Annotated in this window: 18 protein-coding genes and 1 pseudogene; 3 read left to right on the forward strand and 16 right to left on the reverse strand. The window is 57.3% G+C overall.

The genetic code is table 11. From position 1 onward, the window contains the following. Positions 1-35: 35 nt before the first annotated feature. The 10 genes from AS136_RS07795 to pdxB all read right to left on the reverse strand — a co-directional run bounded on the left by AS136_RS07795 (position 36) and on the right by pdxB (position 9,858). Complete coding sequence (locus AS136_RS07795; RefSeq protein ID WP_063266735.1) at positions 36-620, reverse strand: UbiX family flavin prenyltransferase; 585 nt, start codon at positions 618-620, stop codon at positions 36-38. A gap of 134 nt (positions 621-754) precedes the next feature. Next, entirely contained in the window at positions 755-2,272 is a 1,518-nt protein-coding gene (purF, locus tag AS136_RS07800) for an amidophosphoribosyltransferase (RefSeq protein WP_002913213.1), read from the reverse strand. A gap of 33 nt (positions 2,273-2,305) precedes the next feature. After that, complete coding sequence (cvpA, locus tag AS136_RS07805) at positions 2,306-2,794, reverse strand: colicin V production protein (protein ID WP_002913214.1); 489 nt, start codon at positions 2,792-2,794, stop codon at positions 2,306-2,308. Positions 2,795-3,010: 216 nt separating this feature from the next. After that, entirely contained in the window at positions 3,011-3,706 is a 696-nt protein-coding gene (gene dedD, locus AS136_RS07810; protein ID WP_008803928.1) for a cell division protein DedD, read from the reverse strand. Continuing rightward, positions 3,696-4,964, reverse strand: coding sequence for a bifunctional tetrahydrofolate synthase/dihydrofolate synthase (folC, locus tag AS136_RS07815; RefSeq protein WP_022066028.1), 1,269 nt, complete (start codon positions 4,962-4,964; stop codon positions 3,696-3,698). Before folC ends, dedD begins: the two co-directional genes overlap by 11 nt. Before the next feature lie 75 nt (positions 4,965-5,039). After that, the gene (gene accD / locus AS136_RS07820) at positions 5,040-5,960 is read right to left on the reverse strand and encodes an acetyl-CoA carboxylase, carboxyltransferase subunit beta (RefSeq protein ID WP_002913220.1); all 921 of its coding nucleotides are present in this window, start codon (positions 5,958-5,960) and stop codon (positions 5,040-5,042) included. 186 nt (positions 5,961-6,146) lie between these two features. After that, entirely contained in the window at positions 6,147-6,806 is a 660-nt protein-coding gene (locus AS136_RS07825) for a DedA family protein (RefSeq protein WP_008803926.1), read from the reverse strand. 26 nt (positions 6,807-6,832) lie between these two features. Then, complete coding sequence (gene truA / locus AS136_RS07830; protein WP_008803925.1) at positions 6,833-7,645, reverse strand: tRNA pseudouridine(38-40) synthase TruA; 813 nt, start codon at positions 7,643-7,645, stop codon at positions 6,833-6,835. Continuing rightward, positions 7,645-8,658: an aspartate-semialdehyde dehydrogenase gene (locus tag AS136_RS07835; protein WP_012967501.1), complete on the reverse strand. Its 1,014-nt coding sequence runs from the start codon at positions 8,656-8,658 to the stop codon at positions 7,645-7,647. The genes truA and AS136_RS07835 overlap by 1 nt, the downstream gene beginning before the upstream one ends. Before the next feature lie 63 nt (positions 8,659-8,721). After that, positions 8,722-9,858 carry a 4-phosphoerythronate dehydrogenase PdxB gene (gene pdxB, locus AS136_RS07840; protein ID WP_063266736.1) on the reverse strand — a complete coding sequence of 379 codons (1,137 nt, stop codon included), beginning with the start codon at positions 9,856-9,858 and terminating at the stop codon, positions 8,722-8,724. Positions 9,859-9,968: 110 nt separating this feature from the next. Between pdxB and flk the strand changes: the two genes are divergently transcribed. Continuing rightward, the gene (gene flk / locus AS136_RS07845; protein WP_008803922.1) at positions 9,969-10,949 is read left to right on the forward strand and encodes a flagella biosynthesis regulator Flk; all 981 of its coding nucleotides are present in this window, start codon (positions 9,969-9,971) and stop codon (positions 10,947-10,949) included. A 58-nt stretch (positions 10,950-11,007) separates the two neighbouring features. Here flk and AS136_RS07850 read toward each other — a convergent pair whose 3' ends face one another. From AS136_RS07850 to AS136_RS07865, 4 genes and pseudogenes are all read right to left on the reverse strand, one after another. Next, positions 11,008-12,681 (reverse strand): carbohydrate porin, encoded by a 1,674-nt coding sequence (locus AS136_RS07850; RefSeq protein WP_023340576.1) that lies wholly within the window; start codon positions 12,679-12,681, stop codon positions 11,008-11,010. A gap of 60 nt (positions 12,682-12,741) precedes the next feature. Continuing rightward, on the reverse strand, positions 12,742-13,053 hold the full coding sequence (locus AS136_RS07855; RefSeq protein WP_023340577.1) for a PTS lactose/cellobiose transporter subunit IIA: 312 nt from the start codon (positions 13,051-13,053) through the stop codon (positions 12,742-12,744). Then, complete coding sequence (locus AS136_RS07860; protein WP_032730862.1) at positions 13,040-14,386, reverse strand: PTS sugar transporter subunit IIC; 1,347 nt, start codon at positions 14,384-14,386, stop codon at positions 13,040-13,042. Before AS136_RS07860 ends, AS136_RS07855 begins: the two co-directional genes overlap by 14 nt. Positions 14,387-14,494: 108 nt before the next feature. Then, positions 14,495-14,808 (reverse strand): annotated as a pseudogene (locus AS136_RS07865) (PTS sugar transporter subunit IIB). A gap of 195 nt (positions 14,809-15,003) precedes the next feature. Here AS136_RS07865 and AS136_RS07870 point away from each other — a divergent pair. Beyond that, entirely contained in the window at positions 15,004-15,741 is a 738-nt protein-coding gene (locus tag AS136_RS07870; RefSeq protein ID WP_012540966.1) for a GntR family transcriptional regulator, read from the forward strand. 1 nt (position 15,742) lies between these two features. On the opposite strand, the gene AS136_RS07875 is transcribed toward AS136_RS07870, so the two are convergent. Together AS136_RS07875 and fabB are read right to left on the reverse strand one after the other, a co-directional pair. Then, positions 15,743-16,924 carry an MFS transporter gene (locus tag AS136_RS07875; RefSeq protein ID WP_063266737.1) on the reverse strand — a complete coding sequence of 394 codons (1,182 nt, stop codon included), beginning with the start codon at positions 16,922-16,924 and terminating at the stop codon, positions 15,743-15,745. Positions 16,925-17,133: 209 nt separating this feature from the next. Next, positions 17,134-18,354, reverse strand: a complete 1,221-nt coding sequence (gene fabB, locus AS136_RS07880) for a beta-ketoacyl-ACP synthase I (protein ID WP_008803915.1) — start codon at positions 18,352-18,354, stop codon at positions 17,134-17,136. Positions 18,355-18,512: 158 nt separating this feature from the next. On the opposite strand from fabB, the gene mnmC reads away from it, so the two are divergent. Continuing rightward, positions 18,513-20,501, forward strand: a complete 1,989-nt coding sequence (gene mnmC, locus AS136_RS07885; protein ID WP_063266744.1) for a bifunctional tRNA (5-methylaminomethyl-2-thiouridine)(34)-methyltransferase MnmC2/FAD-dependent 5-carboxymethylaminomethyl-2-thiouridine(34) oxidoreductase MnmC1 — start codon at positions 18,513-18,515, stop codon at positions 20,499-20,501. The last annotated feature ends 54 nt before the right edge of the window (positions 20,502-20,555 follow it).

Genomic DNA, 20,555 nt, shown 5'->3' on the forward strand with positions numbered 1-20,555 from the left:
TGCACCACTGCGGCGCAAGCGTACATTGACTGCACTTATTTAGTGCAATCCTGTGCCCCCAGCCAGCGAGTAAACAAGTCTTGAGACAGGCTAATATCGAACTGATCGAGCACCCGGTTGACGGTTTGGTTGATGACATCATCCAGGCTTTGCGGCCGATGATAAAAGGCCGGCACCGGCGGCATTATCACCGCCCCGAGCTCCGCGGCCTGAACCAGTAGTCGCAGATGGCCGAGATGGAACGGGGTCTCCCGCACGCAGAGCACCAGCGGACGACGCTCCTTCAGCACAACATCGGCCGCCCGCGTCAATAGGCCATCCGTATAGCTATGGACAATGCCAGAGAGCGTTTTCATTGAGCAGGGTAAAATCACCATCCCGGCGGTTTTGAACGAACCGGAAGAGATACTGGCGGCGATATCGCGGGCGTCATGCACCACATCGGCCAGCGCCTGCACGTCGCGCACGCTGAAGTCGGTCTCGAGGGCCAGCGTTTGCCGTGCCGCCTGGCTGAGGATCAGATGGGTCTCAATCTCCGGCACATCCCGCAACACCTGCAGCATCCGCACGCCATAGATAGCGCCGCTGGCGCCAGAAATGCCAATAATCAGTCGTTTCACGTTCTGTTACCCCTTGCGCGTGTGCCGCAGACTTTGCCGGATTATAGCCTGTGGCGCAACTATTGACGCGCAGTTGATGGGCGAAAAAAAGCCCGCCGTCCCTCAGGAACGGCGGGCCGCGATGCGCGAACGGGTTAACCCTCGTTGTGCATCTCGAGGTTTTCGACTTCGTTCTGCAGCTGGACCGCTTTGGCATCATCGTTACGCAGGGAGTCAAGATAGTCGAGGTACTGCTGGTCGACATCCCGGGTCACATATACGCCGTTGAAGACAGAACATTCAAACTGTTGAATATCCGGGTTCTCCGCGCGCACTGCGTCGATCAGATCGTTGAGATCCTGGAAAATCAGGCCATCGGCGCCGATGATCTGGCGGATCTCATCCACTTCGCGGCCATGGGCGATCAGTTCGTTGGCGGTCGGCATATCGATACCATACACGTTCGGGAAACGAATTTCCGGCGCAGCGGAGGCCAGATACACTTTTTTCGCCCCCGCTTCGCGCGCCATCTCAATGATCTGCTCCGAGGTGGTGCCGCGTACAATGGAATCATCGACCAGCAGCACGTTCTTATCGCGGAATTCCGCACGGTTGGCGTTGAGCTTACGACGAACAGATTTACGACGCAGCTGCTGACCGGGCATGATAAACGTCCGGCCGACGTAGCGGTTCTTCACAAAGCCCTGACGATAAGGTTTGTCGAGAATGCGGGCGATTTCCAGAGCGATGTCGCAGGAGGTCTCCGGGATCGGGATAACGACGTCAATATCCAGATCTTCCCACTCGCGGGCAATCTTTTCGCCCAGCTTAGTCCCCATGTTGACGCGGGCGCTGTAGACGGAAATTTTGTCAATAAACGAGTCCGGACGGGCAAAATAGACGTACTCGAACAAGCATGGGTTGCTGACCGGATTATCGGCACACTGACGGGTATACAGCTGGCCTTTCTCAGTAATATAGACCGCTTCGCCCGGCGCGACATCGCGCAGGAATTCAAAACCAAGCGTATCAAGCGCCACGCTTTCCGAGGCCACCATATACTCAGTGCGACCGTCGCCAACGTCACGTTTACCCAGCACCAGCGGACGAATGCCGTTAGGGTCGCGGAAGGCCACCATGCCATGACCGATGATCATCGCGACGCACGCGTACGCGCCGCGGATCAGGCGGTTGGTCGCCGCAATCGCAGCGAAGATGTTGTCCGCTTCCAGCGGGTAGTGACGGAAGTTATCCAGCTCACTGGCGAAAATATTGAGGAGGATTTCGGAATCAGAGGTGGTATTGATATGGCGGCGTTTTTCTTCAAACAGCTTTTTACGCAGCTCGTGCGCATTGGTCAGGTTGCCGTTATGCGCCAATGTGATGCCATACGGCGAGTTAACGTAAAACGGCTGCGCCTCGGAGGCGCTGGAGCTGCCCGCCGTAGGATAACGCACGTGGCCAATACCCATATTGCCCTGCATACGCTGCATGTGGCGGGCTTCGAATACGTCGCTTACCAGCCCGTTAGCCTTACGCAACCGGAAGCAGTTGTTGGCATCAATGGTGATGATGCCAGCGGCATCCTGTCCACGGTGCTGGAGCACCGTTAGCGCATCATAAATCGACTGGTTAACCGGCATAACACCGGCGATACCGACAATACCGCACATACGTCTTTTCCTCGTTCAGCAACGACCCAAAGTCTATACTTTAGGCAAGAAACTTGACGAGCTTTGCAGGTATTCAAAAAACCATCTGATGACAGGGGTAAAATAGGGAATAAACTGCGACTGATGCCAGTCATCGCTCTTCGCCATCCCGGTAAAGGTGTCCAGGAAGAACAAGATAGCGGCGATGATCAGCACCCCACGTAGCGCGCCGAAGCAGATCCCCAATACCCTGTCGGTTCCTGACAAACCGGTCTTCTCCACCAGCTGGCCTATCACATAGTTCACGATAGCGCCAACGATGAGCGTCACGATAAACAGCGCCGCAATAGCAATCCCATTTCGAACCCGTTCATCCTCAAAGCCCGTAAACCAGACAGACAGGTCAGCGTAGTAATGGCTGGCGACATAAAACGCGCAACCCCACGTCACTAACGATAAAGCTTCGCGAACAAAGCCGCGGATCAGGCTGACCAGGCAAGAAAGACCCAGCACCGCCATAATGGCGTAATCAATCCAGACCATATACGTCCCACGATTTACGCCCTGTCGTCCAGTTCGGGGCGCATTCTAACAGAAAAAGAAAACGTTTGCGTAGGGATTTCCATGCCCTACAGAAATAAAAATGGCGCTGAAAAAACATTCAACGCCAGACTGCCTTTCGCCTCTTGAGGGCGGCTGAGACAGGGTTTGCGGGGCGTTTCTCCCCGCCACGTTCTCTCCGCATGGCGGAAAAAACAATCAGTTTGGGGTGAAGCCCATCACGACCCCACTAAGCCCGGAGATCTGCTGTAGATCGCCCAGCTGGCCTTTCAGCTTGTCTTTTGACGCATCCGGGCCGACGAGGATGCGGGTAATTTTACCCTGTACCGGCGTCGAAGGCGACGTATAGACTTTGAACCCCGAGGCCCGCAGTTTACCCACAATCTCATTCACCTTATCGGCGTTCTTCAACGCGCCCAGCTGAACCACATAGGCTTTCCCGGTCGGCGCCGGCAGGGCCGCCTGCTGCTGCGGTGGCTGTTGCTGCTGTGGCTTAGCCGGCGGCGGCGTTGGCGTCGCGGCCTGCTGTTGCGGCTGCGGCTGTGGTTTCGGCTGCGGCTTGGGCTGCGGTTTCGCGGCCACCACCGGCTCCTGAACGTCGTCGAAGCTGTTGCTGTTCACCGGAATACGCGATGGATCTAACGATGGCGCGGCGGCATCGCCCGCCCGCACCTCTTCCGCCGCTCCTTCCGGCGGTTGCGAAGGCAACGCCTGGGTCGCCGCTGGCAACATATCCGGTTCATCGCGATCGCCCGGTTTCGGCACCAGCGGGATCGCGGCAAACTCATCCTGGTAATGCTTTTTCTGCCCGTCCAGCAGCCCTGGCAGGATAATCACCCCCAGCGCCACCAGCACGATTGTCCCGACTAAACGGTTCTGAAACTTACTCGCCACCGATTCTCCCCGCGTCTATCTCTTCCATAACCTGCGCTACGGTGTGAAACGAACCACACACCAGCACGGTATCTTCCACTTTAGCGTCAGCCATGGCCGCATGCCACGCCTGCGCCACGCTGGTATAGACTGTGCCGCCACGCAAATGTTCCAACAGCTGCTCCGCCGTCGCGCCGCGCGGGCCTTCCAGCGGCGCGCAGTACCAGGCGTCGACTTCCGGGGCCAGATTGGCCAGCGTACCGGCAATGTCCTTATCATGCAGCATACCAATAACCGCCAGCACGCGTCCCGTTTTCGCTAACGTTTTGAGACGCCCGGCGAGATAGGCCGCCGCGTGCGGGTTATGCGCTACATCGAGGATCACCCGCGGGGCATCGCTGATTATCTGAAAACGGCCCGGCAGCATCGCGTCGCGGATCCCATCGCGTAGGATGGCGTCATCCACGGCAAGCCCGCTGGCGCGCAGCGCCGCCACGGCCGTCGCCGCATTCGGCAACGGCACCTGAGGCAACGGCAGGCGGCTTAACGCCCCGGCCGCGTCGCGGAAGGACCAAGTCTCGTCCTCCACCTCATAGCACCAGTCGACGCCGCGGCGCTGGAGCAGCGCGCCCTTCTCGCTGGCCACGTCGGCAATGGTGTGCGGCATATCCGGCTCACCCACCACCGCCGGTTTACCGGCGCGAAAGATACCCGCTTTTTCCCGGCCGATACTTTCGCGATCCGGCCCCAGCCAGTCGGTATGATCGAGGGCGATGCTGGTGACCACCGCGACGTCGGCATCTACGATATTGGTGGCGTCGAGACGGCCACCCAGCCCGACCTCAAGGATCACCACATCCAGCTGCGCCTGCTTAAACAGCCATAGCGCCGAGAGCGTGCCGTACTCAAAATAGGTCAACGAGATGTCACCGCGCGCGGCTTCGATTTCAGCAAACGAGGCCGTATGCGCGGCCTCCGGCAGTTCCGCTCCCTGAATGCGCACACGTTCGGTGTAGCGCACCAGATGCGGGGAGCTGTAGACCCCCACTTTATAGCCGGCCGCCATCAGGACGGTTTCCAGCGTGCGGCAGGTGGTGCCTTTGCCATTGGTGCCCGCGACGGTAAAAACAAATGGCGCCGGTTTAACGATATCCATCTGCCCGGCGACCTCGCTGACGCGTGCCAGCCCCAGGTCGATGGTTTTACTGTGCAGATGTTCCAGATAAGAAAGCCACGTAGCCAGGGGCGACGTGGCCTGAGGAATAGGATCTTTTTCCATGATGCCCGTAAGAATTGACGGTTAACGCGTATGAATAAAAAAGGGCAGCGCCGCCAGGCCCTGCCCTCTGCTTTATCAGGCCTCAGGTTCCTGATCCGGTGCCGGCGGCACCACCACGCCTTCATGAGGCGCTTCCGAAACGGCAACCGGCGCCGGCAGGTTCATCAGCTTCGCCAGAATGCTGGCCAGCTTGAGACGCATTTCCGGGCGGCGAACGATCATATCGATCGCCCCTTTTTCAATCAGAAACTCGCTGCGCTGGAATCCCGGCGGCAGCTTCTCGCGTACGGTCTGCTCAATTACGCGAGGACCGGCAAAGCCGATCAGCGCTTTCGGCTCGGCAATGTTCAGATCGCCCAGCATCGCAAAGCTCGCCGATACGCCGCCCATGGTCGGGTCGGTCAGCACGGAGATGTACGGCAGCCCGCGCTCCTGCATTTTCGCCAGTGCGGCGGAGGTTTTCGCCATCTGCATCAGCGACATCAGCGCTTCCTGCATACGGGCGCCGCCGGAGGCGGAGAAGCAGATCAGCGGGCAGTTGTCTTCCAGCGCCTGCTCCACGGCGCGCACAAAGCGTGCGCCGACGACGGAACCCATTGAGCCCCCCATAAAGGAGAACTCAAAGGCGGCGGCAACCACCGGCATCGCGTAGAGCGTACCTTTCATTACCACCAGCGCGTCTTTCTCGCCCGTCTCTTTCTGAGCGGACGCCAGGCGGTCTTTGTATTTTTTTGAATCGCGGAACTTCAGCACATCTTTTGGCTCAAGTTCGCTACCCAGTTCTACCAGAGAACCTTCATCCAACAGGCTATGCAGGCGATTACGCGCCGACATGCGCATATGGTGATCGCACTTAGGACAAACCTCCAGGTTGCGCTCCAGCTCGGCGCGGTAGAGTACCTGACCGCAGCTATCGCACTTGGTCCATACACCCTCAGGAATGCTCGCCTTGCGGGTGGGAGTGATGTTGCTTTTAATTCGTTCAATCCAGCTCATTGATAACCTTTCTGCCTGAACCTGGTCGATGCCAGTTTTGTCGTAAGGGGCGCATAATGCCATTTTTGCCTCTTACAGACCATGAATGTTGCACATTAAATCATATCATCCCGGAACATGGGATAAAAAAGTGGTCAAACCGCTGCGCGCGACGATCATGTTCGGTCACGCGCAGCGCAGGGCGAACTACTTCGCCTGCTTTGACGCCGCCCGCTTATGGCGGATGATCTCAATCACACCCGGCAGGACGGAGAGGACAATGATCGCCACGATCAGCAGCTTCAGGTTCTCCTGCACCACCGGCAGATCGCCAAACAGATAGCCGGCGTAGGTGAACAGCAGCACCCACAGCAGCGCCCCGACCACGTTATAGGCTGCAAAATGACGATAGGACATATGCCCCATTCCCGCCACAAACGGCGCGAAGGTTCGGACTATCGGCACAAAGCGCGCCAGGATAATGGTTTTTCCGCCGTGACGTTCATAGAAGCTATGGGTTTTATCCAGATAGCTACGACGGAAAATCTTCGAGTTCGGATTACTAAACAGCTTCTCGCCGAACAGTCGGCCAATGGTGTAGTTGACCGCATCGCCGACGATGGCCGCGATGACCATCAGCAGTACCATCAGGTGAACATTGAGATCGTTCGTCGGCAGCGCCGAGAGCGCGCCCGCGACGAACAGCAAGGAATCGCCCGGCAGGAATGGCGTCACCACCAGCCCGGTTTCGCAGAACAGAATCAAAAACAGAATGGCATAAACCCAGACGCCGTACTGGGCAACCAGTTCGGCAAGGTGCACATCAATATGCAGGATGAAATCAATTAAAAAGTGAATCAAGTCCATGTTTGTCTTTACCCTTAATGACTCTATTAGTCCGCCAGAAACAGCGGGCCCATTGGCAGCACCGGTAAATCATAGTGGGCCGGGTAATCCACCGACACCAGATACAACCCTTCCGCTTTTGCCGTTGCCGCAGCGAGCGTCCTGTCTTTTGCTGCCAGCAGTTCTGCCATCCAGCTCTCTGGCTGGTTTCCGGCCCCGACTTCCATCAGGCTGCCCACAATATTCCTGACCATATGATGTACAAAGGCATTCGCTTTGATATCCACCACCACATACGCGCCGTAGCGGGTAACGTTAATATGCATCACATTCCGCCACGGGGTACGCGACTGGCACTGTACCGCGCGAAACGAGGTAAAGTCATTCTCGCCCAGCAGACACTGCGCAGCGCGCTGCATGCGCTCGGCGTCGAGCGGCTGGTGAAAATGCGTCACGCCATGACTTAGCACCGCCGGGCGCAGGCGATGATTATAGATGACGTAGCGATAACGGCGCGCCGTGGCGCTGAACCGGGCGTGAAAATCCGCCGGCACATGTTTAACCCAACGCACCGCGATGTCACCAGGTAAATTCGCATTTACCCCCAGCGTCCAGGCGGCATCTTTACGCTGCGCCCGGGTTTCGAAATGCACCACCTGGCCGGTGCCATGGACACCGGCGTCGGTGCGGCCAGCGCAAAAGACGGTAATCGGTTCGTTCGCCACCTGCGAGAGCGCCTTTTCCAGCTTCTCCTGCACACTGCGCACTTCGTTTTGCCGTTGCCAGCCGTAATATTTGCTACCGTCGTACTCGATGCCCAGCGCGATTTTAAAGATCGGCTGTTGCTCCATCTCAGACATCAGTACAGGTACTCCTCAATCAGCTTCTCGGCGATTTTCACCGCCATCAGCGCCCCGCCGAAGCGCACGTTATCCGCGACGGACCAGAACTGAATCTGCTCCGGCATGCCGTAATCGTTATGCACGCAGCCGATGGAGAGACGAGCGTTGCCGGAGGCATCGCCAACCTGGGTCGGGAATTCTCCCTCTTCAGAAAGTTCGATATCCTCGCCGCGGGTAAAGGCGTCACGCGCCTCTTCCGCCGCCAGCGGACGCATCGCTTCAAAGTTCACCATCTGCGCATGGCCGTAGAAGACCGGCGACTGGACCACGTTGGCGGAGATCATCAGCCCGTCATCCTGAAGAATTTTGCGCGCTTCATCGACGATACGGCGCTCTTCGCGCACGCTACCTTCCCGATCCGGCAGCAGCGGCAGCATGTTGAACGCCAGCTGGCGGCCAAAGAAATCGTCTTCATCGATGGGGATGCCGTTCAGCAGCTTGGCGCTCTGCCCTGCCAGCGCATCCACCGCTTTTTTCCCCTGCCCCGAGGCGGAGAGCAGGTTGGTGACACTGATCCGCGACAGCCCGCCCTGGTCGATAAGCGGCTTGAGCGCCGTCAGCAGCTGGCTGGTCAGGCTATTGGGCACTGCAATCAGATTGCGGTTGCGGTAATCGCCTAACACGAACGGATTCACGTCCGGCACCACCAGCGGTACGTCTGGCTCCAGCGCAAACAGGCCGCTGAGATCGATAACCAGACACCCGGCGTTGGTGGCGTCTTCAATATACGCCGCGCTGGCTTCGACGCCGGCGGCGAAGAAAGCCAACTGGGCCTGGGTCCAGTCAAACTCGGCAGCGTCTTTGACGATCACTGACTTGCCACCAAAACGCAGATGTTCGCCCGCGCTTTCATTGCGCGCCAGAGCAAAAATCTCCCCCACCGGGAACTGGCGTTCAGCAAGAGTTTCGAGCAGGGCTTCGCCTACGGCGCCCGTTGCGCCCAGTACGGCAATATTCCAGCCTTCAGACATGGTGGTTTACTCCAGAAATAAAGCGGCCCTGCCGGAGTATCCGGCAGGGGCATTAAGAAGACATTAACGAACAGGATGATGCACAGCGTTAAAACCGAGCTGGCGCAATAGCGTCGCCGCCTGCGCATCGCTGCACTGTACGTACAGCGAAGACCATTCGCGGCGTTCCTGATAGTTTTTACGCAGCTTGTCAAATTCACCGGCGACGCCGGCCACCTTCCGCAGCGGCGCATCATCGCGGCGCACATCATACACCAAGTGGACCAGCCTTTTCAGCGTCGGCTGATCGAGCGGCCCATGCAGGGTGATGCGGCCAAATTCCGGCGCTGGCAACAGGGTATCCAGCGCCACCTGCTGCGGATGGCCGATAAAGGCGCTGTAGGCTTCAAAAACCTGCGTCGTCCCGCGCGCTTTCCCTTCGAGGGTGTAGCCGGCGATATGCGCGGTACCGATATCCACTCGCTTAAGAAGCTCAACGTTAAGATCCGGCTCCGGCTCCCAGACGTCCAGCACTACGCTCAGCGGCTGTCCAGCTTCCAGCCGTTTCAGCAGCGCAGCGTTATCTACCACCGGTCCGCGGCAGGCGTTGATCAAAATCGTTCCTGGCTTCAGACGGCTAATCAGCGACTCATCCGCCAGATGCAGGGTTTTATATGGCCCTTCTTTATACAGTGGGGTATGGAAGGTGAGAATATCAGCTTCCTGAACCAGCGCATCGAGGGAGCGGAAATCGCCTTCGTCTCCGCGATCGGCGCGCGGCGGATCGCAGAGCAGCGTTTTGATCCCCAGCGCTTCCAGCCGTTTTTGCAGTCGTCCACCGACGTTGCCGACGCCAACGATCCCGACGGTACGATCGCGCAGCGCGAAACCATCGCGTTCGGCCAACATCAGTAGCGATGAAAAGACATACTCCACCACCGCAATGGCGTTGCAGCCGGGCGCCGCGGAGAAACCAATCCCTGCCTGCTGCAGCCACGCCTGATCGACGTGATCGGTGCCAGCGGTAGCGGTGCCGACGAACTTAACGGCCTTACCGGAGAGCAATGCTTCATTGACCCGGGTGACCGAGCGTACCATTAAGGCATCCGCATCGGTCAGGGCCTCAGCCGGGACCGGACGCCCCGGAACCGCTTGCACATCGCCTAAACGGCTAAAAAGCTCACGGGCATAGGGCATATTTTCATCAACGAGGATTTTCACAGTTCAGTACCTGTCTGAGAACGAGAGTTAACCGGGGAAGTGTGCCATAATCTGGCCGCCAGGCATACTCATCACCTGGTTCCAGCACTGCGATATCGAAAGGATGAATCATGACGCACCCCCTTGCAGATATGCCAGACCGCCCTCCGGGGCGAGGTCCATCAGGCACTGCCGCCACCGGCGAACCTTCGCTTTCCATGCAGCAACGCACCGTCCTGGAGCGACTGATCACGCGCCTGGTGGCGCTGACCTCGCAGCAGAATGCGGAAGTGTGGGCCTGCGTCAAGCATGATCTCGGACTGAAAGGCGACACGCCGCTGCTGGCCTGCCATTTCAGCGCCGCGGAGGCCAGTCTCAACCAGCGCTTAGCCGCCGCTCAGGATAATCATCATCATCGCCAGACGCTGGCGCAGCTCAGCGATCTGCTGGGTCAGGGCAATAACCGTCAGGCGGTCAGCGATTATATTCGTCAACATTATGGGCAAACGGCGCTGCATGCGCTAAGCCAGCCGCAGCTGGAGAACATTCTGCACCTGCTGCAGCGCGGCCAGCTGTCGATCCCGCAGCCGCAGCAGCGCCCGCCGACCCTGCGCCCGCTGTTGCCGGCCGAGCACAACACGCTCAATCAGCTGGTGACTAAGCTGGCGGCCGCCACCGGCGAGCCGAGCAAGCTGATTTGGCAATCCATGCTGGAACTTTGCGGCGTCAAATCCGGAGAGCTTATCCCGGCGACGCACTTCACGCCGCTTTCATACTGGCTGCAGGCGCGGCAAACGCTGAGTGCGCAAAGCGCGCCCACGCTCACCTCGCTGCAGGGTGCGCTCAAGCAGCCGCTGGAGGCCGCAGAATGGCAAAAGATTGTCGACTTTGCCCGTCGCAGCTGGCAGGTCACCCCGCAGACGACGCTGAGCCCAGCGCAGATCCTGGCGCTGTTGAACAAGGTGTTTGTGCTGCGGGTAGCCCGCGCCCAGGAGACGCTGGCCATCCCGCAGGAAGAGCCCGCGCCGACGCGAGCATGGGCCGCTAAGCCGTGGTCGCTGGCGCTGGGCGGTGTGCTGATCCTGCTCCTCCTGCTTTGGCTCCTGCTGTAGCCCACACCGTAGGAAAGCGCGCCCGCCTCATGCGGGCGCCCGTTAAGTGATTTGCCGGTTACCACCACACCTCGGCCTGAACGCCAACCATAAACTCATCTTTGCTGTCGTCGTTGAACGCAAACTGCGACAACTGGTTATCGAGAATATTGATATACGTACCATAAAAGCGAATTTCAGGACGTGACCCCAGCAGGCTCGGCCCAACCTTCAGCGCATGGTACAGCGTCGTTTTATACGCTGACTCCTGCAGATCGTCGCCCTGACGGGTGTTGTTTTTCTGGGTAAACCACCCCAGCTCGACCCCGGTCTGGTTCCAGGTGTCCCATATCCACGCCGGGCGGATCACCGCGCGCAGGCTGTCGAAATCGCTGTGCGCTCCGCTTTCATAGCTATACACATCATTGCCATGGGCCCACACCAGCGAATTGGCCATGATAATGCGATCGGCGAGATACATTTCCCCCTGCGAGATCAGACGCCAGGCCACGCCGTTGGTATGATCACCATAGTAATAGCGTCCGCTGGCCATGGAGTTACTGGCGCCGGAGAAGTTGGCGAAACTGCTGGCGTACGAGTTGTTCGCCACCTGCAGCGTAAATTCGTTAAAGCCCTTGCGCTCCAGCTCCTGACGAATAATGGCGGTGGCCATCCAGGTATCTTTGAACCGGAAGTAGCTGTTGTTATCTTCGTTTCTCTCCTGCTCGTCATTTTTATTCGCGAACGCATATTTGCCCATTAGCGACAGAGACCCCGACTGCCACAGGGGAATATTGCGATAGCGCAGGTCGACTGAGTTGGTGTTCATCTGAGTGGTTTGCGTGAAATCTCGTGAATATACGTCGACGTCGTTCCTGCTGACGGACGCATCCAGCTGGCCAACCCCCAGCGCCCAGTTCTGGATCCCGACCCCGGCCGCAACGTCGGTGGTCAGTGACTTCCAGTCCAGCATCTGAATTTCATACTCGGGCAGTTTATGTTTGCCGACCCAGAAATCCGCCTCTGGCGCGAACGGCAGAAAACCTTTGGTGGTCAGGTAAATATCACTAAACTGCAAAATGCTGTCGGTATCCTGGCCAGCAAACCAGGCGTCGTTATACTGCTCGCCGACGTTACCGTCGTACGTCACAACGGCATTCGCCGTTTTGCCATCCTGGTTATAGACCCGCTGATTCAATGTTAAGTCGAACCAGCCACTCATTTCATTACCGAAACGACCCAGCGAGCCGGGGGCGTAGGTCTGCGACGATCCGTGATTTGATGTTCCCCAGCCGGAACGGAAGTACCCCTGGTAGCTAAAGCCAATATCATCTTTAACAAATTTACTGATGTCCTTCAGGGTGACGCTTTCCAGTTTCGGCTTCTGGCCTTCGGTATCAATAACCGCCACCTGCTGAGTGGCTTTCACCTGCACCGGGGCCGCTTTTTTACTCAGTTCATTATTTTCATTGGCTATATTTTCCGCCACCGGCGACGTTGCTGTTGGATAACCCGTCGTGACATGACGTTTTTCATTCTCCTTAATACTTTTTTGTAATTCGGCCACCTTACCTTTATAGGTCGATAATTGTGATTGCGTTTTTTGTAGCTCTTTTTTATTCGCCGAAAGTTCAGACTCCAGTAATTCCAGACGCTGTTCAATGGTTAATTTAGCCGCCATCACATCACTTGTCGAAATAGCCAGCAGTACCGATAAAGACAATAAGCTCACCTTCAATTGACTTGAATACATAGGGTACCTTTACATATTGTTATAATTGGCCTTCAGCCAGAACGGCTGAAGGCGGGTAAATCAGGCAGAGCGCTCCTGGCGCAGGGCAATAATTTCTTTGGCTAAATCCTGGCACAGCATCGCGGTCATTAAGTGATCCTGGGCGTGCACCAGAATAAGGTTAACGGTGATTTTTCCGCAGCCTTCGTCCTGACCTATCAACGCCGTTTGGATCTTATGCGCTGCCCGACAGGCCGCTTCCGAGCTGGCCATCAAATCCGCTGCCCGCCCCCATTCCCGCTGCCGGGAGGCGGCAATCGCCTCCATGGCGTCTGATCGCGCCTGACCAGCATAAATCAGCAACTCCATGACCGTACTTTCATCTGCAAACATCGCCATCCTCCTGGTCGGTCGCCGCCGCGGTATTGACCTTGTTGGCGGCAATCACAAACGGTAAGTAAATGAGTGTTGAAACCGCGAGGCACAGAATGCCGACAAACAGCGCCAGCCAGTTGCCGCCGGTGCCAAAGAAGGCGATAAGCGGCCCGGGCGTGGTCCAGGGTACGGCGTAAGCAATCGGCGGAATAAACTCCATGCTAATAAAGAAATAACCGATCAATGAATTCACAAACGGCACCAGAATAAACGGGATCACCAGGATAGGGTTAAGCACAATCGGCAGGCCAAACATCACCGGTTCATTGATGTTAAACAGGCCCGGCACGAAGGCCATTTTTGCCAGGTCACGATAATCTTTGCGCCGTGAGGCAATAAAGATGGCCAGTAACAGGCCCAGCGTCATACCCGACCCGCCGCAGTTGGCAAACGCATCGTTGATGCCAGTCCAGGTAATGGGGTACGGTGCCCCCCAGGTGCTGCCATGCGAGGCGGCATAGGAGAGGTTTTCGAGGTTGGCTTCCGAGAAGATGGTCTCGCGGATGGCGGCCACGGTGTTCGGACCATGGATCCCCAGCACCCACAGGAAATTCGCTACCAGCCCCAGCACCAGAACCGTCACGATGTTGGTCCCCATATCCTTCAGCGGCGCCTGAATAAGGGTATAGATCAGATCGTTAAGGCCGTTAGGCGAAATACGCGTCAACAAATAGTTGAGGATCGAAAAGAAGATCATCACGAAGAAGATCGGCAACAACACCTTAAAGGAACGCGCCACCGCCGGCGGCACCGCAGCCGGCATCGTGATGGTCACCCTTGGGTTGCGCGCCAGGCGGCAAAAGAGTTCGCTGGAAATCAGCGCGACGATAATCGCCACAAACAACCCCTGCGGGCCAAGATATTTGGTCGCCAGATAGGCCTGGCCATCAATGATGGTATAAGGCGTGTACACCACAAAAAAGGCGCCGATCGCCGTCAGGCCGCACAGGAGATCGTCCTGCTGATAGCTGATCGCCATATTGCGCGCCACCAGAAAGGTGATCAATATCGCCATAATATTGACCGAACCGTTCATTACCGGGGTGAAAATCTGCTGCGCCTCCGCGAGGTGGGGGAATATCGCCCCTAAATGCAGAATACTGGCGATAAATCCGTCAGGCGACAAAATAGCAAAGTTGATAAGAATAATCAGCGAACTGGCCATGACGATGGGAAACGAAAGAATAAACGCATCGCGAATCGCTGAAACGTGGATCTGAGAATTTAACTTAATCGCGACAGGCACGAGGATTTTTTCCATGCCGCGCTCAAAGGTATCCATGAAACTCATGACGAACCCTTATTCATAATAATTTATTAACGTCATCGTGTTTTTTAGCCGCAGCAGCCCAGGGCAGCAACGAAAGTACCCACACGATAACGGGGATAAATGAGAAAACTATTGGTTTGCCAATAATGCCAGCGCACTTTCCAGAACAGCTTTACCGTCCATTTGCCCATAATATTTCATATCAATCACCGCCACGGGTATTTTTCCCTGAGCCACCTCTTCTATTTCCTTTTTTGAAAGCGGACCTGTGGTCCCAAAAGGACGACATCTACTTCATTGTTCTTAATTTTTTCTTTAGCTTCAGAAATGGCCAGCGCATTGATATTAACCTGAGCCTTAATATTTTCAGTCTGCTCCAGCATGCGTTTCACCAGCATACTGGTCGACATTCCCGCCGCACACACTAATAATATATTTTGCATTACCCCTTCCTGTTTTATTTATGACCTCAATTGACGAGCACTTTAATAATTGTTAATTTTCTTAACCGCGGTTTTGATCACAGTTAGCCATACCAAAGTGGTGCAGAAGCAAAGCAAAAAATGAACGTCTTGCCCTGTATTTAACAACATACGTTAGCAAGCCCATGTTTCCAAAGGGATTGTGGAGGTTCAAAAGTGGTTTACAAAAATATCGTCAATTTGCTTAAAAACAAAATTAATAGCCCGTTCTACAACATTGGCGATCTTCTGCCGGCCGAAAAAGAGTTGGCAGAACTTTATGATGTTTCGCGCAATACGTTACGTAAGGCGCTGAAAACCCTGGAAGAGGATGGTTTAATCGAACGCCGACATGGCTCAGGGACATGGATTAGAAATAAGCATTTCCAGGCGTCGGTGACACACTTAGACAGTTTTACCGAAATTGCCCGTAATCAGGGGAAAACGCCCTCCAGCCAGATCCTCAAATTCGAGTTACAGCCAGCGTCGGAGGAAATTGCCCGTGGACTGCAATTGCAGCATGGCGAAGCGGTATATTATGCTAAGAGATTACGTTTTATCGATAATATTGCCATGCAATTAGAAGAAACCTGGCTCTCCGCGACCCGTTTTCCCGATCTGACCATCGCGCATATGAAGAAATCGAAGTTTTCATATATAGAAAACGAATGTGGGGTAAGAATAAATGGATGTTACGAATCAATAGTGCCGGTGCTCCCAACGCCTGAGCTGGCAACCCTCCTGCATATCAGCGCTAAAGATCCGATTATCCGCATGCAGACGCAGGCGATTGATGAACACCACCAGCCTATCGATTATTCCATTCTGTATACCAATATGTTTGAATTCCAGGTGAAGTATTATCTGCCGCGACAGACGGCGTCCGGTCTGCCCGCAAGCAAGACCGGACAATAACTTAACCCTGGCGGCGAAAAGAGACGAGGGTGACGAGGATCCCCAGCGCCGCGCAGAGGGCGCCGGCAAGGAACACCGACGAGTAGCCCAGCGAGGTCGCCAGCAGGCCGGTCAGCGGCCCGGTCAGGCCATAGGAGATGTCCTGAAAGGCCGCATAGCCGCCGAGCGCGGTGCCGCGCACCTGCGCCGGGACGCGCTTCACCACCTCCACGCCGAGCGACGGGAAAATCAGTGAGCAACCGCATCCTGTTAGCGCCGCACCGGCCAGCGCCAGCCAGGCATTCGGCGCCAGCCCCAGCAGGGTCAGACCAACCGCCTCTATCAGCAGCGAAACCATCGCCACCCTGACGCCGCCAAACCGGTCCGGCATCCAGCCAAACAGAATACGCATCAGCACAAAGGCGCCGCCAAACGCCGTCAGGGTAAAGCCGGCCATCGGCCAGCTATGGCTGGCGAAATAGAGGGAAACGAAGGTGCCGATCACCGCAAAACCAACGCCCTGCAGGCCCAGGCCAATGCCTGGCCGCCAGATCATGCCGATGACGCTCCATAATGAAGGCCGCTCGCCACCGTGAACCGCCACTTTGCGCACGGTACCGTTAATAAGCCAGGCAACGAGCGGTAATCCCATGGTGACGCAGGCCAGCACCGCCACGCCGAAATGGCTATAGATCAATAATCCCAGCGGGGCGCCCACCGCCAGCGAACCGTACATCGCCATGCCATTCCATGACATCACTTTGCCGGAGCGGGCCGGCCCCACCAGCCCCATCCCCCAGCTCAGGTTACCGGTCAGCAGCTGGCTTTCGCCAAACCCGAGGATCAGGCGGCCCAGCAGCAGCAGGCCAAGCCTGGCGAGCACCGGCAACGGCAACAGCGCAGCGGCCAGCCATGCCGCGCCCGCCAGGGCGCAGGCCAGCATCCCTTGCAGGACGGAGCGTTTAGCGCCGTACTGGTCTGCCAGGCGCCCGGCGTAGCCGCGGGTCAGAACGGTGGCGAGGAACTGGATCCCTACCGCCACGCCAACCACGGTGTTACCAAATCCCAGCTCCTGATGGACAAAGAGCGGGATCACCGGCAGCGGCAAACCAACGGTCATATAGGTCAAAAAGACGGCAAACGTAATACGGAAGAGCGAAAAGTTCGCCGAAGAATGGGATGTTGTTTCAGTAACTGCGGGCATGCATTACTCCAGATTCGCAGAGTAAGGCGAGCAAAGCGACACGCCCCCTCCACCTGATTATCAGGGTTAAGGCGCGTTGGTTGACGTTAAACGCTTACGCATTAGTGGAGAGACTAATGGATCCGCCAGCAGTGTGCCTGCAGGCCCTTACCCTGTCAAGATAACGAAAAAGGGGAGCCGGTGGCTCCCCTCTGCACTTCGCATGCTGATTAGGCGTTGTATTTACGCATCACCAGCGTGGCGTTGGTGCCGCCGAAGCCGAAGCTGTTGGACATCACGGTGGTCAGCTTAGCGTCAGTCGGTTTGGTGACGATGTTCAGGCCGGCAGCCTGCTCGTCCAGCTCTTCGACGTTAATGCTCGGCGCGATAAAGCCGTGCTCCAGCATCAGCAGGGAGTAGATGGCTTCCTGTACGCCCGCCGCGCCCAGCGAGTGGCCGGTCATCGCTTTGGTTGCCGAGATAGCCGGGCTGTTGTCGCCGAACACTTCGCGGATGGCGCCCAGCTCTTTCACGTCGCCGACCGGAGTAGACGTACCGTGGGAGTTCAGGTAATCGATCGGCGTATCAACACCGTGCATCGCCATCTGCATGCAGCGCACTGCGCCTTCACCAGACGGGGCGACCATGTCAGCGCCATCGGAAGTTGCGCCGTAACCGACGATTTCGGCATAGATGTGCGCGCCACGCGCCAGGGCGTGTTCCAGTTCTTCCACCACGACCATACCGCCGCCGCCGGCGATAACGAAGCCATCACGGTTCGCATCATAAGTACGGGACGCTTTTTCCGGGGTGTCGTTGTATTTGGTGGACAGTGCGCCCATGGCGTCGAACTCGCAGGCCATTTCCCAGCACAGCTCTTCGCCGCCGCCGGCAAAGACGATGTCCTGTTTGCCCAGCTGGATCTGCTCTACCGCGTTACCAATACAATGAGCGGAAGTGGCGCAGGCCGAGCTGATGGAGTAGTTAACGCCGTGGATTTTGAACGGCGTAGCGAGGCAGGCGGAAACGCCGGAAGCCATCGCTTTAGTGACTACATACGGGCCCACGGCTTTCAGACCACGCGGGCTACGCATGGCATCAGCGCCGAAGACCTGGAATTTCGGGGAGCCGCCGCCGGAGCCTGCGATCAGGCCAACACGCGGGTTGCTCTGGTATGCTTCCGGCGCCAGACCTGCGTCGGCAACGGCCTGTTCCATGGACAGGTAAGCATAGATAGAAGCGTCGCTCATAAAGCGCACTACTTTGCGGTCAATGAGGCCAGTGGTATCCAGTTTGACGTTGCCCCATACGTGGCTGCGCATCCCTGAATCTTTAAGCTCCTGAGAGAAAGTGATCCCTGAACGTCCTTCACGCAGAGATGCCAGGACTTCCTGCTGGTTATTACCGATGCTGGAAACGATGCCCAAGCCAGTAATCACTGCACGTTTCATTAAATACCTCTGTAAGTCGCACTATTTTAAGTTTCGTGTCGCACAATAGCGTACACTTGTACGCCGAACAAGTCCGATCAGACATTTTGTGTATAAATTTGCGCCCTCAGGCACACATCGTTAAGATCGTGCTACGCCTTGTGATTCGAGTAACTTACGTGAAACAAAACGCCATACAACCCGCCAACCTGGAATTCAACGCTGAGGGTACACCTGTTTCCCGAGATTTCGACGATGTTTACTTTTCCAATGACAACGGTCTGGAAGAGACTCGCTACGTTTTTCTCGGTGGAAATCGCCTGCCGGAGCGTTTCGCCAGCCACCCTCGCCCGCTGATGATCGTCGCGGAGAGCGGCTTCGGTACCGGACTCAATTTCCTCACCCTGTGGCAGGCGTTTGACGTTTTTGTTCGTGATAACCCGGACGTTACCCTGCAAAGGTTACATTTCATCAGTTTTGAAAAATATCCGTTAAAGGCTGAGGATCTCCGCCTGGCGCACCAGCGCTGGCCAGAGCTGGCTCCGTGGGCGCACCAGCTGCAGGCGCAATGGCCGTCGGCCTTCGGCGGATGCCATCGTCTGCTGCTCGACGGCGGGCGGGTGACGCTCGATTTGTGGTTTGGCGATATCAATGAGCTGACCAGGGAGCTGGATGATTCGCTGAACCAGCAGGTGGACGCCTGGTTTCTTGACGGCTTTGCCCCGGCCAAAAATCCCGACATGTGGACCCAGGATCTGTTCAATGCCATGGCACGTCTGGCGCGGCCCGACGGGACACTGGCCACCTTTACCTCCGCAGGGTTTGTCCGCCGCGGCCTGCAGGAGGCCGGCTTTACCATGCGTAAAAGCAAAGGCTTCGGCCGCAAGCGGGAGATGCTGACCGGCGAGATGGCGCAAACGCTGAGCTTTCCTGCGCGCGTCCCCTGGTTCGCTCGCAGTAGCAGCGATGCCCGCGAGGTAGCCATCATCGGCGGCGGGATCGCCAGCGCCCTGCTCTCCCTCGCGCTGCTGCGCCGCGGCTGGCAGGTGACCCTCTACTGCGCCGACGACGCCCCGGCGCAGGGCGCCTCCGGCAATCGCCAGGGTGCGCTGTATCCGCTGTTAAGCCAGCACGATCCGGCGCTGGCGCGCTTTTTCCCGGCAGCCTTTACCTTCGCCCGCCGAATGTATGACGCGCTGCCGGTGATGTTCGATCATCAATGGTGCGGTGTCACCCAGCTCGGCTGGGATGAAAAAAGCGCGCACAAAATCGCCCAGATGCTGGCGCTGAATTTACCCCCGGACATCGCCTGCGCGGTGACGGCGGAACAGGTTGTCGGGTTGACCGGCGTCGATACCGGCTGCGGCGGCATCACTTATCCGGCCGGCGGCTGGCTGTGCCCGCAGCAGCTCACCGCCGAATTGCTGGCGCTGGCGGCAACTCGCGGACTGCACGTGCACTATGGTTATCACGTTGATACGCTCAGCGCGGAGGGCGATGGCTGGCTGCTCAATCAGCAGCGCAATCATCAGGCGGTGGTGCTGGCGAACGGCCACAGCATCGCGGATTTTGCGCAAACCGCGCAGCTGCCGGTCTACCCTGTTGGCGGCCAGGTCAGTCATATACCTACCACCCCGCGGCTTTCCGCCCTGCGCCAGGTGCTGTGCTACGATGGCTACCTGACGCCGCATAATCCGCAAAATCAGCAGCACTGTATTGGCGCCAGCTACCATCGCGGGAAGACCGACACCACCTTCAGCGAGGAAGATCAGCAGCACAACCGGCAACGGTTGATCGACTGTTTCCCGAACGCGGAGTGGACGCTGGACGTGGATATCAGCGCCAATGCCGCCCGCTGCGGCGTGCGCTGCGCCACCCGCGATCACCTGCCAATGGTCGGCAACGTGCCAGACTATGAGGCAACATTGACGCAATACGCCAGCCTCCACGAACAGCTGGATCACGCCGGTCGCGCGCCGGTCTGTCGTAACCTGTTTATGCTTGGGGCGCTCGGATCGCGGGGACTCTGCACCGCGCCGTTAAGCGCTGAGCTGCTGGCGGCGCAGATGAGCGGTGAACCGCTGCCGCTGGATAGCGATACTCTGGCGGCGCTGAATCCGAATCGGCTGTGGGTGAGAAAACTGCTGAAGGGAAAAGCGGTGAAATAAAACCATGAGGGCAGGCAATTTCCCGGGTACGGCTGACGCCTGACCCGGGCTACA

It is taken from the genome of Klebsiella sp. D5A, assembly GCF_001620885.1.
In the GTDB taxonomy this organism is placed as follows: Bacteria; Pseudomonadota; Gammaproteobacteria; order Enterobacterales; family Enterobacteriaceae; genus Klebsiella; species Klebsiella variicola.

Bases quoted from the DNA above. Each gene is read 5' to 3' on its own strand.
- truA (WP_008803925.1), bottom strand. From the start codon at position 7,645: ATGTCTGAGATGGAGCAACAGCCGATCTTTAAAATCGCGCTGGGCATC.
- AS136_RS07860 (WP_032730862.1), bottom strand. From the start codon at position 14,386: ATGAGTTTCATGGATACCTTTGAGCGCGGCATGGAAAAAATCCTCGTG.
- fabB (WP_008803915.1), bottom strand. From the start codon at position 18,354: ATGAAACGTGCAGTGATTACTGGCTTGGGCATCGTTTCCAGCATCGGT.
- flk (WP_008803922.1), top strand. From the start codon at position 9,969: ATGACGCACCCCCTTGCAGATATGCCAGACCGCCCTCCGGGGCGAGGT.
- AS136_RS07855 (WP_023340577.1), bottom strand. From the start codon at position 13,053: ATGTTTGCAGATGAAAGTACGGTCATGGAGTTGCTGATTTATGCTGGT.
- purF (WP_002913213.1), bottom strand. From the start codon at position 2,272: ATGTGCGGTATTGTCGGTATCGCCGGTGTTATGCCGGTTAACCAGTCG.
- AS136_RS07875 (WP_063266737.1), bottom strand. From the start codon at position 16,924: ATGCCCGCAGTTACTGAAACAACATCCCATTCTTCGGCGAACTTTTCG.
- accD (WP_002913220.1), bottom strand. From the start codon at position 5,960: ATGAGCTGGATTGAACGAATTAAAAGCAACATCACTCCCACCCGCAAG.
- cvpA (WP_002913214.1), bottom strand. From the start codon at position 2,794: ATGGTCTGGATTGATTACGCCATTATGGCGGTGCTGGGTCTTTCTTGC.
- folC (WP_022066028.1), bottom strand. From the start codon at position 4,964: ATGGAAAAAGATCCTATTCCTCAGGCCACGTCGCCCCTGGCTACGTGG.
- AS136_RS07850 (WP_023340576.1), bottom strand. From the start codon at position 12,681: ATGTATTCAAGTCAATTGAAGGTGAGCTTATTGTCTTTATCGGTACTG.
- AS136_RS07825 (WP_008803926.1), bottom strand. From the start codon at position 6,806: ATGGACTTGATTCACTTTTTAATTGATTTCATCCTGCATATTGATGTG.
- AS136_RS07835 (WP_012967501.1), bottom strand. From the start codon at position 8,658: ATGTCTGAAGGCTGGAATATTGCCGTACTGGGCGCAACGGGCGCCGTA.